Here is an 11350-nt window from a genome sequence, read left to right on the forward strand (position 1 = left end):
GCGCGCCGAGCGTTACGCCACTGCAAGATTTCGCTCCGAATGTCGCAGTGTCGTTACGCTCGCGGGAACAGGTCCTGCATCGAATCAGTGCCAGCGCAACAGCACCAATTCAGAGCAGAAACCCGGACCCATGGCGATCATCAGCCCAGGGCTGCCACTAGGTGGCGGTTTGGCAAGGGTGTCCCGAAGCACGTGCAGGACCGACGCCGACGACAGGTTGCCGATCTCACCCAGCGAGCGCCACGTCAGCTCCAAGGCTTCGGGCTTCAACTGCAGGCATTCGGTGATCGCCTCGATGACCTTGGGTCCCCCGGGGTGTGTTACCCAGGCGCCGATGTCAGTAGTGGTCAGGTCATGAGCGGCCAGAAACGCCGTGACATCGTCGGCCAGATACTGCTGCACGATCTCAGCCAGATCCTTGGACAAGACCAGCTCGAACCCCGCCGAGCCGATGTCGTAACCCATGGTGCGCAGCGAGTCGGGGTAGAGCGTGCTGCGCGAGTCCAGGATGTCGGGGCCGCCGGCGTCCACCTCCTGGGCGCGACGATCACCGACGGCAACCACCGCGGCGGCACCGTCGGCAAACAGGGCGCTGCCGACCAGGCCGGCCAGGGAGGGCTTGTATCCGGGAAAAGTGAGCGAGCAGAGCTCGACGGAGACCAGTGCCGCGACGCCGTCAGGGGCACCGCGCAAGTAGTCGTGCAGGCGGGCCACCCCGGCCGCCCCGGCGACACAACCCAGGCCGAAGAGCGGCACCCGGCGCACGTCGGCGCGCAGGCCCACCCGGCCAGCGATCCGGGCGTCCAGCGACGGGACCGCGATACCCGTGACCGTCGTGGTGATCAGCACGTCGAGGTCCTGGGGCTGCAGGCCGGCCTCGTCCAGCGCGCCGAGCAAGGCCTCGACACCGAGATCGACGGCCTTGTCGATGAAGATCTTGTTCGCCTCGCCGAAGTCGGTGAGCTTTGGATACGCCTCCATCGGCAGGATCATGTGCCGGCTATTGACCTTGGCGCTGGTGTGCAACTGCCGGACGATGTCTTCGTAACCCTCGAATTCCGGCTCCCTGACGAATGCGTCGGTGAGTTCGCGTTGGGAATAGCGGTATGGCGGCAACGCGCCGAACACTCCCGCGATGACGCTCATTTTGACCCCACCCCTTTGACACGAATCGTCAAGGCCGGTTAGTTCAACCGGATCGCTATAGAGCTGCGAGTTTAGTCGGAGCCGAACTGCCCGGCAAAAACGCTCAGCGCGCCAGCTGATGGCGCAGCCGATCGGCGCTCGCGCGCACCACACTCAGCTGTTTTGCGACTTGATCGGGCGCGGTCCCACCGCGGGAGTCTCGGGAGGAAACCGACCCCTCGATCGTCAGCACGTCGCGCACCCGGGGCGTCAGTTCGGGACTGATCGCGGCCAGCTCGTCGTCGGTAAGCTCTGGCAGTCCCACCCCGCGCTGTTCGGCGGCGCGCACCGCGGCGCCGGCCGCCTCATGTGCGGACCTGAACGGAACGCCTTGCCGCACAAGCCATTCGGCGATATCGGTGGCCAGTGTGTAACCGGCCGGCGCCAGCGCCGCCATCCGCTCGACGTGAAAGGTCAGGCTGCCGACCAAGCCGGCCATCGCCGGCAACAGCAGCTCGAGCTGGGCCACCGAGTCGAACACCGGCTCCTTGTCTTCCTGCAGATCCCGGTTGTAAGCCAGCGGCTGAGCTTTCAGCGTGGCCAGCAGGCCGGCCAGGTTTCCGATCAACCGGCCGGACTTGCCCCGGGCCAGCTCGGCGATGTCGGGGTTCTTCTTCTGCGGCATGATCGAGCTGCCCGTTGACCATGAGTCGTGCAGGGTGACGTAGCCGAACTCCGTCGAACTCCACAGGATGATGTCCTCGGCGAGCCGGGACAGGTCGACGGCGATCATCGCGAAGACGAACGCGGCCTCCGCGGCGAAGTCGCGGGCTGCGGTCGCGTCGACGGAGTTGTCGGCGGCGGCGGTGAATCCCAGGTCAGCGGCGATCGCGTCCGGGTCCAGACCCAGCGAGGACCCGGCCAGCGCGCCGGAGCCGTATGGGGAGATGGCGGCGCGCCGGTCGAAGTCGGCGATGCGGTCCACGTCGCGCAGCAACGGATGTGCGTGCGCGAGCAGATGGTGGGCCAGCAGGATCGGCTGGGCGGATTGCAAGTGGGTCTTGCCGGGCATGATGGCCGTCGGGTGCGCCCCCGCCTGGTCGGTGAGCGCCCTGACGACGTCGAGTACGCCGTTGGCCACCCGGCGCACCGCGTCGCGCAGCCACATCCGGAACAGGGTGGCCACCTGGTCGTTGCGTGATCGGCCGGCCCGTAGCCGCCCGCCCAGCTCCGGGCCGACGCGGTCGATCAGCCCGCGCTCCAGGGCGGCGTGCACATCCTCATCGGTGACCAGCGGTGTGAAGCTGCCGTCGGCGACGTCCTGCTGCAGGCTGTCCAGGCCGGCCAGCAATCCGTCCCGCTGCTCTTCGGTGAGCAGGCCCGCTTGGAAAAGCACCACGGTGTGGGCCCTTGAGGCGATGACGTCGTAGGGCGCCAGCACCCAGTCGAAGTGCGTCGACTTACTCAGCGCGGCCAACGCGTCCGACGGGCCCCCGGCGAATCGCCCGCCCCACAGCGACCCCTCGTTGGTGCTCACGCCTCGCTGGCCAGGTCCCGGCGGGCCGCGAGCTTGGACGACAGCCCGTGCACGTAGACGAAGCCCTTCGACATGGATTGGTCGAACGTGTCGCCCTCGTCGTAGGTGGCCAGGTTGAAGTCATACAGCGATTCGGCGCTGCGCCGGCCGTTGACAGCGATGTGGCCACCGTGCAGAACGAGTCGCACCTCGCCGGAAACGTGCTCCTGGGTCTTGGCGACGAAGCTTTCCAGGGCGACCTTCAGCGGCGAGTACCACAGCCCGTCGTAGACCAGCTCGGCCCAGCGCTGGTCGGTCTGCCGCTTGAACCGACTCAGGTCCCGCTCGAGGGTGACGTGTTCGAGTTCGGTGTGCGCGGTGATGAGCACCATGGCCCCGGGCGCCTCGTAGATCTCCCGGCTCTTGATGCCCACCAGGCGGTCCTCGACGACGTCGAGGCGCCCGACGCCCTGCGCACCGCCGCGGCGGTTGAGCTCTTCGATGGCCTGCAGCATGGATACCGGCTTCCCGTCGATGGAGACCGGGACGCCTTTTTCGAACCCGATGATCACCTCGTCGGGGGTGTTCCAGTTGACGGTGGGGTCTTCGGTATAGCTGTAGATGTCCTTGGTGGGGGCGTTCCACAAATGCTCCAGGAAGCCGGTTTCCACCGCGCGGCCCCAGACGTTCTGGTCGATCGAGAAGGGTGAGCGCTTGGTGACGTTGATCGGGATAGCGTTTTCTTCGGCGAATGCGATTGCCTTCTCCCGCGTCCACGCGTAATCGCGCACCGGGGCCAGCACCTCCAAATCCGGTGCCAGCGAAGCGAATCCGACTTCGAACCGGACCTGGTCATTGCCTTTGCCGGTGCAGCCGTGCGCGACGATGCCGCCACCGTGCTCGCGCGCGGCGGCAACGAGGTGCTTGGCGATCAGTGGCCGGCTGATGGCCGAGACCAAGGGGTAGCGGTCCATGTACAGGGCGTTGTTCAGGATCGTGGGCAGGCAGTAGCCCTCGGCGAATTCGTCGCGGGCGTCGACGACGACGGCCTCCACGGCGCCGCAGTCAAGTGCCCGTTGCCGCACGACCTCCATGTCCTCGCCGCCCTGGCCGAGATCAATCGCCACCGCCACGACCTCGCGGCCGGTCTCCTTGCCTATCCAGCTGATCGCCACCGAGGTGTCCAGGCCGCCGGAATACGCCAGGATGACGCGCTCTGACATGAACCAATCTCCTTACTGAATGTTCTCGAACATGCCGGCGAGTTCCGCGCCAGTCATCGGCTCGCGGGCGACCACAAGGATGGTGTCATCACCCGCGACCGTGCCCACCACCTGGGGCAGGGCGGCGCGGTCGATCGCGCTGGCCAAGTAGTGTGCCGCGCCCGGCGGTGTGCGCAGTACCGCAAGGTTGCCACTGGCGTCGGTGGACACCAACAGGTCACCGAGCAGCCGCTGCATCCGCTGGGTGCCGCCGTGCACCCCGCGGACCGGGCTGCCGTCCTCGGGCACGATGTAGACGCCGGTACCGCCGTCGGCGCCCCGCAGTTTCACCGCGCCGAGTTCCTCGAGGTCGCGCGACAGCGTGGCCTGGGTGACCTCGATGCCTTCTTCGGCCAACAACGCGGCGAGCTCGCTTTGGCTGCGCACCTCCACCGACGACAGGATGGCCACGATGCGAGCCTGACGGCCGGCGCGGTTGGCGCTGACTTCGGGTCCCTGCACGGATTGTGTCTTGGCGCTCTGGTTCATGAGCGTTGCTCCAGTAGCCACACCAGCAGCGCCTTCTGGGCGTGCAGCCGGTTTTCCGCCTCGTCCCATACCGCGCTGGCCGGTCCGTCCATCACCTCGTCGGTGATCTCGTCGCCGCGATGCGCCGGAAGGCAGTGCAGCACAATGGCTTCCGCGTCGGCTTTGCCAGTCAGTCGTTCGTTGATCTGAAACGGCCGAAACGGCTTGACGCGGTCCAGTCCGTCGTTCTCCTGGCCCATAGAGGTCCAGGTGTCAGTCACCAGCACGTCGGCGCCGACGGCTGCCGCATCCGCGTCGGCGGTCAGCGTTATCGAGGCGCCGGTTTGCTTTGCGAGACGCACGGCCGCGGCGACAACCGTTTTGGCGGGCGTAAAGCCTTCCGGCGCAGCGATTGTCACATGCATGCCGGCGGTGACACCACCGAGCATCAGCGAGTGGGCCATATTGTTGGCGCCATCGCCGAAGTACGACAGACGCAATCCTTTCAGCGTCCCCTTGCGTTCGGCGATGGTCTGTAGATCGGCCAACACCTGGCAGGGGTGAAACTCGTCAGAGAGGGCGTTGACCACCGGCACCGTCGCGGTCGAGGCCATGGCGGTCAGCCGATCCTGCCCGAACGTCCGCCAAACGATCGCATCGACATAGCGGGACAACACCCTGGCGGTGTCCTGCAAGGTTTCCTCGCGGCCCAGTTGGGTGGTGTGGCCGTCGACTACAACGGCGTGACCGCCCAATTGGGCGATGCCCATTTCGAAGGAGAACCGGGTGCGCGTCGAGTTCTTGTCGAAGATGACCGCAACCCCCCGCGGCCCCTCGAGGGGCTGACGGCTGAAGGGGGCCTTCTTCAGCTCCGCGGCCAGCTCGAGGACCTCGGCCTGTTCTGCCGGGGACAGGTCGTCGTCACGCAGAAAGTGCCTCATGCTCCGGCCTTCTCGAGGATGCCTGGCAGTGCTGCGACAAATCCTTCCAGCTGCGGCTCGGTGATGATCAATGGCGGAGCCAGCCGGATGACGTTGGGCGCGGCGGCATTGACCAGATAACCGGCGTCGCGGGCGGCGGACTCAGCGTCCTTGGCCTGTTGGGCCTTCAGGACGATGCCCTGCAGCAGGCCCCTGCCGCGAACGTGGTCGATCAGCGGATGGTTGAGCGATTCGATGCCGTGCCGTAGCGATTTGCCCAGCACCTCGGCACGGCGGACCAGATCCTCAGCGGCCAGCACTCTGACCACTGCGAGCGCCGCCGCGGTGCACACCGGGTTACCGCCAAAGGTACTGCCGTGCAATCCGGGCGTCAGCAGGTCCGCGGCAGTACCGACGGCCAGGCACGCCCCGATCGGCAATCCACCGCCCAAGCCCTTGGCCAGCGTCACCACGTCGGGCGTGATGCCGTCGTGCTGGTGGGCGTAAAACGCTCCCGTGCGGCCCATTCCGGTTTGCACCTCGTCAAGCACCAGCAGGGCACCATGCCGCGCGGTGATCTCGCGAGCGGCCACCAGATAGCCTTCGGGCGGGACGACGACACCGCTCTCCCCCATGATCGGTTCGAGAAATACTGCGGCCGTGGCGTTGTCGACCGCGGCCGCCAATGCGTCCACATCACCGTAGGGGACATGGGTGACATAGCCCGGCAGCGGTTCGAACGGTGCCTGCTTGGCGGGCTGGCCGGTCAGCGCCAACGAGCCCATCGTGCGGCCGTGGAAAGCTTCTTGTGCGGCAATGAGTTTCGTCTTACCGGTGAGCCGAGTCAGCTTGAAGGCGACCTCGTTGGCCTCGGTGCCGGAGTTGCAGAAGAACACCCGCGCCTGGGTTTCGGCGCCCAGCAGCGCGACCAGTTCCTCAGCCAGCGCAATTCCCGGTTCGGTCGCATAAAGGTTGGAGGTATGGCCCAACGTCGACATCTGTTGCGTAACAGCCTCGATGACGGCCGGGTGGCGATGCCCGAGGACGTTGACCGCTATGCCGCCGAGTAGGTCGACATAGCTCTTGCCGTCCACGTCGGTGACCACCGCGCCGTCGCCGCTGGCCAGCGCGACAGGCGGGGTGCCGTAGTTGTTCATCATCACGGCCTGCCACCGCTGCTGCACTGTTTCGGTATTGTTCATGCGGATACCACCTTGGTGCCGGTGCCTGCATTGGTGAACAGCTCAACCAGCACACAGTGTTTGACCCGCCCATCGATGACATGCGCGCTCGGCACTCCACCGGAGACCGCACGCAGACACGCTTCGATCTTGGGAATCATCCCCGACTCCAGTGTGGGTAGCAGTTGCGCCAACGTGGCGGTATCGATTTCGCTGACTAGCGATCCGCGGTCCGGCCAATTGGTGTACAGGCCTTCGACATCGGTGAGCATTAACAGCTTTTCGGCGCTGAGTGCTTCGGCGAGCGCTGCCGCGGCGGTGTCGGCGTTGATATTGTGCACCACCCCCTCGGCATCCGGAGCCAGCGTTGAGACCACCGGAATACGGCGTGCCGCAATGAGATCCAGCAGAGCATCGGTATTGACCCGGTCGACGTCGCCGACCAGCCCGATGTCGGTAGCCACACCGTCGACGGTGACACTGCGCCGTACCGCGGTGAACAGCTGCGCGTCTTCGCCGGTGATTCCCACGGCATAGGGCCCGTGGGCGTTGATCAGGTTGACCAGTTCGCGGCCCACCTGTCCGAACAGGACCATCCGCGCGATGTCGAGGACTTCCGGTGTGGTGACGCGAAATCCGCCCTTGAAGTCGCCTTCGATGCCCAGCCGCCGCAACATGGCGCTGATCTGCGGGCCACCGCCGTGCACGACGACGGGATGGATGCCACAATTGCGCAAAAAGGCCATATCGGCGGCGAAGGCCTGTCGCAGCATGTCATCGGTCATCGCATTGCCGCCGTATTTGACGACAACGATCTTGCCGTGCAATTGCTTGAGCCAGGGCAAGGCTTCCGCCAGAACCTCCGCCTTGCCCTGCGTGGTTAATGTCTGCTCGCTCATGAGCTGTACGCCGAGTTCTCTTCGACGTAGGCGTGCGACAGGTCGGTGGTCCGGATGGCGGCCCGCCCGTCGCCGACCGCAAGGTCAACGGTGATGTCTATGTCGGCCGCCGACAAGTCGACCTCGCGCGCTCCGGGTGCCCCTACGCCGTCGATGCATACCGCAGAACCGTTGAACGACACGCTGATCCGATCGGGCTCGAGGGATATCGGTGCCATCCCGACAGCGGCCAGCACCCGGCCCCAGTTGGGGTCAGACCCGAACACCGCGGTTTTGACCAGGCTGTCGCGCGCGATGACGCGCGCCGCAGTCAGGGCGTCGTCTTCAGTGGCAGCTCCCGTCACGGTGACGGTTACTCGCTTGGTGACTCCCTCGGCGTCGGCCTGCAGCTGTGCGCAAAGGTCGTCGCAGACTCTGAGTACCGCGTCGTCGAGATCTGCTTGGGCCGGAATGATTTCGCTGGCTCCCGAGGCAAGCAACAACACGGTGTCATTCGTTGAACAACTGCCGTCGATGTCGAGGCGATCAAATGTGCGGGCAGTGGCGCGCCGCAGCGCCTGCTCCAGCGCCGCCGGTTCGGCAACCGCGTCGGTGGTAAGCACGCAGAGCATGGTGGCCAATGAAGGCGCGAGCATACCGGCGCCTTTGGCCATTCCGCCGACAGTCCAGTTGTTTTGATGATGCAGCGCAACTTGTTTGGGTACGGTGTCGGTGGTCATGATTGCGTGAGCGGCGTCGTCGCCTCCGGTCAGTCCACCATGCATCTCGTGCACGATGTCACGAACGCCGTTGAGTACCTTGTCCATCGGCAGCCGGTCGCCGATCAATCCGGTGGAGCAGACGGCGACTTCGATGGCTCCGGTTTCAGTTCCCCAGTCCGACAATGCGGCAGCAACTGCCTCGGCGGTGGCGTGGGTGTCCTGAAAGCCGGCCGGCCCAGTACAGGCATTGGCGCCGCCGGAGTTGAGGATGACCGCGCGGAGTTGCCCGGTTGTCAGCACTTGCTGAGTCCAAAGCACTGGTGCCGCTTTGACTTTGTTGCGAGTGAGCACACCGGCGGCGGCGTAGTCAGGGCCTTCGTTGAACACCAACGCCAGATCCGGAGCACCGGATGCCTTGATACCCGCGGCAATGCCGGCGGCGCGGAAGCCGGCCGGGGCTGTCACGCCCTGGGCACGCAAAAGCCTCGTCACAGAATCCGTTTCGGTCATGGCGCCACTCCAACTACGGACAAGCCCGCGCTCTCCGGCCACCCCAGTGCCAGGTTCATCGATTGCACCGCCGCGCCGCCGGTGCCCTTGACCAAGTTGTCGATCGCAGCGATGGCCACGAATGTTGCGGCGTCCTCGTCGACGGCCACCGCAATGTGTGCCGCGTTGCTGCCGATGACCGCACCGGTACGCGGTAGTTGCCCATCAGGCATCAGATAAATGAAAGGTTCTGCGTGGTAAGCTTTTTCGTACGCCTCTCGCAACTCCGAGAGGGAAGACCGGGTACGCGCGGTGCAGGTGGCAAGAATTCCGCGGGACGTCGGAATGAGCACCGGGGTGAATGAAACCGTGACATCACGGTCGGTGACCGTTCGTAAGCCCTGAGCGATCTCAGGCGTGTGCCGGTGGGCTCCTGCGATGTTGTATGCCCGTGCTGATCCGATGACCTCTGAACCCAGCAGATCCGTCTTGGCCGCACGACCGGCGCCCGAGGTGCCGCTGACCGCGACCACGGTGACCGCGGGCTCGATGAGGTCTTCGGCCATAGCCGGTAGCAATGCCAGCAGCGCAGCCGTCGGGTAGCAACCGGGCACCGCGATGCGCCGGGCGGTTTGCAGCCGCTCGCGCGCACCGGGCAATTCGGGCAGTCCGTACGGCCAACTGCCGGCGTGCGCAGAACCGTAGAAGCGCTCCCAAGCCGCGGCGTCGGTGAGCCGAAAGTCGGCGCCGCAATCGATAACCAGAGTTTGTGTGTCAAGCTGCTGGGCCAGCACGGCCGAATGCCCATGCGGCAGCGCGAGAAACACAACCTCGTGCTCGCGGAGCGCCGCCAACTCGGTGGGTTCGAGCATTCGGTGGGCTAAGGGCGTCAGGTGCGGATGATGCGCACCCAGGGCGCTACCGGCGCTCGCCGCGGCCGTCACAGCACCGATCTTCAGCCGACCATCGAGGGAGGCCGGATGGCTCAGCAGCAGCCGAAGGATCTCACCGCCCGCATAACCACTGGCACCGGCAACCGCCACCCTGATCGCGTCGGACATCTGAAGGATTCTGCATGGTTATGCAGATGTTTGCAAATTAATTCCAATGCTGGTGTACACGTCTTGGGCGGGGTCCCGCGCGGCGCTCGGAGCATTTGCTCTAGCGCACAGCGGATTTCACGCCGCGACCGGTTGCGGAACGCAGCGTTGAGATTCCACCGAAAATTTTTTTCTCTTTGTGGTTTAGGGAAGCTCGCGTTTGGGCAGGTCCTATTGGGCACATGTTGCCTCGATGGCGTCGGGGGTCGTCGGGTTACTGCTTGTTCATTGGGTCAGCGGGGAGATGGACATGTCTTTTGTAGTCGCAGTACCGGAGCTCTTCGAGGAAGCAGCCCGGGATTTAGCAGGCATCCGTACGGCACTCGCCGAAGTCACAGCATCGGCTGCAGGGGCGACGACGGGCTTGGCGCCCGCAGCAGCAGACGAGGTTTCAGGCGCAATCGCGGCGCTATTCGGCACCGTCGGTGAGGAATATCAAGCCGTCAGCGCGCAGGCGTCGGCGTTTCATGACGAGTTCGTCAAGCTATTGAGCGGTGGCGCATCTTCATACGCCGCCGCCGAGGCAGCAAATGGCGCTGCGCTGCTCACCGGCGGTGGTGCTTCCTTCGCGGCCGCGGCCGAAAATGCCGCCGCAGCCGTCACCGGGCAGTTGGGTGGCTCCCTGTCCGGGGGCATCGACGTTGCGCTCATTTTGCGGGCCCTGCAAGCACTTCCGAGCCTCGGCGCTGGGCTTGCCCTGCAGACCGGCGGTGCGCTGGCATCGGGCTTCGGCTCAGGGTTGGTGCAGACCGGCGAAGCAATCACGCACGCCGGTCTCGCCCTGGAAAACTTCGGTGCCGCCATGTCCGGAGCCGGCGCCTCGTTGACTGCCCAGGCAAACGCTGCACTCTCGGCGTTCCTAAATGCCGGACTGGGAGCCAACCTCAGCGCAGCCCTGACAGCGAGCCTCAATGCCCAGCTGCCGACCCTTGCCGAGCTGGCGCAGACCGGCGGCATGCTGATCGGCAACGTCTCCGCCGGGCTGTCGCAACTGGTAAGCACCGGTGGCAGCTTGGTTGCCAACTTCGGCACCGGGTTCACCGGCCTGATCGATGTCGGCCAGAACCTGGTGGCGAATTTCAGTGCAACTCTGCCTGGTTTGAGTGCTCAACTTAGCGCTGCCCTCACCGGCGGCCTGCCGGCCCTGCAAGCTGGCTTGACCGGACTGTTGACCGCCGGCCAGAGCCTGGCCGCACAATTGTCGGGGACTTTCGGCGCAGGGTTGCCGGCGTTGTCGGCAGCGTTAAGTGCCACCCTGACCGCCGCCATCAACGGCGGCTTGCCGGCGTTCCAGGCCAGCCTGTCGGGGGTGAGTGCGGCCTTCAACGCGGCGTTGAACGCTGCCCTGTCCGGTGCGCCGGCGCTGCAGGGCGCGTTGAGTGCGCTGCTCACCGCGGGGCAGAACTTCGCGGCCGGGTTGAGCGCGGTCTTCCCGGCGCTCTCAGCCAGCTTCTCGGCCACCTTCCCCGCCCTCTCAGCAGCCTTCAACGCCACCCTGAGCGCGGCCCTGTCGGGCAGCCTGCCCGCCTTCCAAGCCAGCCTCTCGGGCCTAACTGCGGCCTTCAACACCGCCCTGAACGCCGCCCTATCCGGTGCCCCGGCGCTGCAAGGCGCGTTGAGTGCGCTGCTCACCGCGGGGCAGAACTTCGCGGCCGGGTTGAGCGCGGTCTTCCCGGCGCTCTCAGCCAG

General features: G+C 65.7%; 10 protein-coding genes. 1 reads left to right on the plus strand and 9 read right to left on the minus strand.

Going from position 1 to position 11350, the window contains the following annotated elements:
* Nucleotides 1-84: 84 nt before the first annotated feature.
* The 9 genes from AWC27_RS28125 to argC form a co-directional block, all read right to left on the minus strand.
* Nucleotides 85-1146 (minus strand): type III polyketide synthase, encoded by a 1062-nt coding sequence (locus tag AWC27_RS28125; RefSeq protein ID WP_085673996.1) that lies wholly within the window; start codon nt 1144-1146, stop codon nt 85-87.
* Between the two features lie 103 nt (nt 1147-1249).
* Entirely contained in the window at nt 1250-2662 is a 1413-nt protein-coding gene (argH, locus tag AWC27_RS28130; RefSeq protein WP_085673997.1) for an argininosuccinate lyase, read from the minus strand.
* Complete coding sequence (locus AWC27_RS28135; protein WP_085673999.1) at nt 2659-3864, minus strand: argininosuccinate synthase; 1206 nt, start codon at nt 3862-3864, stop codon at nt 2659-2661. The genes argH and AWC27_RS28135 overlap by 4 nt, the downstream gene beginning before the upstream one ends.
* Nucleotides 3865-3876: 12 nt before the next feature.
* Nucleotides 3877-4392 (minus strand): arginine repressor, encoded by a 516-nt coding sequence (locus AWC27_RS28140; protein ID WP_139837277.1) that lies wholly within the window; start codon nt 4390-4392, stop codon nt 3877-3879.
* Complete coding sequence (gene argF / locus AWC27_RS28145; protein WP_085674003.1) at nt 4389-5312, minus strand: ornithine carbamoyltransferase; 924 nt, start codon at nt 5310-5312, stop codon at nt 4389-4391. Before argF ends, AWC27_RS28140 begins: the two co-directional genes overlap by 4 nt.
* Nucleotides 5309-6493: an acetylornithine transaminase gene (locus AWC27_RS28150; protein ID WP_085674005.1), complete on the minus strand. Its 1185-nt coding sequence runs from the start codon at nt 6491-6493 to the stop codon at nt 5309-5311. Before AWC27_RS28150 ends, argF begins: the two co-directional genes overlap by 4 nt.
* The gene (gene argB, locus AWC27_RS28155; RefSeq protein ID WP_085674007.1) at nt 6490-7371 is read right to left on the minus strand and encodes an acetylglutamate kinase; all 882 of its coding nucleotides are present in this window, start codon (nt 7369-7371) and stop codon (nt 6490-6492) included. Before argB ends, AWC27_RS28150 begins: the two co-directional genes overlap by 4 nt.
* A complete protein-coding gene (gene argJ / locus AWC27_RS28160) occupies nt 7368-8582 on the minus strand; it encodes a bifunctional glutamate N-acetyltransferase/amino-acid acetyltransferase ArgJ (protein WP_085674009.1) in 1215 nt (404 codons plus the stop codon). The genes argB and argJ overlap by 4 nt, the downstream gene beginning before the upstream one ends.
* On the minus strand, nt 8579-9622 hold the full coding sequence (argC, locus tag AWC27_RS28165; RefSeq protein WP_085674010.1) for an N-acetyl-gamma-glutamyl-phosphate reductase: 1044 nt from the start codon (nt 9620-9622) through the stop codon (nt 8579-8581). The genes argJ and argC overlap by 4 nt, the downstream gene beginning before the upstream one ends.
* 289 nt (nt 9623-9911) lie before the next feature.
* Between argC and AWC27_RS28170 the strand changes: the two genes are divergently transcribed.
* On the plus strand, nt 9912-11350 hold a 1439-nt coding region (locus AWC27_RS28170), incomplete at its 3' end, for a PE family protein (RefSeq protein ID WP_139837274.1).

Source organism: Mycobacterium szulgai, from assembly GCF_002116635.1.
Classification (GTDB): Bacteria; Actinomycetota; Actinomycetes; order Mycobacteriales; family Mycobacteriaceae; genus Mycobacterium; species Mycobacterium szulgai.

What these genes read in the sequence shown, in the direction of transcription:
- argF (WP_085674003.1), bottom strand. Translation starts at nt 5,312, where the DNA reads ATGAGGCACTTTCTGCGTGACGACGACCTGTCCCCGGCAGAACAGGCC.
- argJ (WP_085674009.1), bottom strand. Translation starts at nt 8,582, where the DNA reads ATGACCGAAACGGATTCTGTGACGAGGCTTTTGCGTGCCCAGGGCGTG.
- AWC27_RS28135 (WP_085673999.1), bottom strand. Translation starts at nt 3,864, where the DNA reads ATGTCAGAGCGCGTCATCCTGGCGTATTCCGGCGGCCTGGACACCTCG.
- AWC27_RS28125 (WP_085673996.1), bottom strand. Translation starts at nt 1,146, where the DNA reads ATGAGCGTCATCGCGGGAGTGTTCGGCGCGTTGCCGCCATACCGCTAT.
- AWC27_RS28140 (WP_139837277.1), bottom strand. Translation starts at nt 4,392, where the DNA reads ATGAACCAGAGCGCCAAGACACAATCCGTGCAGGGACCCGAAGTCAGC.
- AWC27_RS28150 (WP_085674005.1), bottom strand. Translation starts at nt 6,493, where the DNA reads ATGAACAATACCGAAACAGTGCAGCAGCGGTGGCAGGCCGTGATGATG.
- argB (WP_085674007.1), bottom strand. Translation starts at nt 7,371, where the DNA reads ATGAGCGAGCAGACATTAACCACGCAGGGCAAGGCGGAGGTTCTGGCG.
- argC (WP_085674010.1), bottom strand. Translation starts at nt 9,622, where the DNA reads ATGTCCGACGCGATCAGGGTGGCGGTTGCCGGTGCCAGTGGTTATGCG.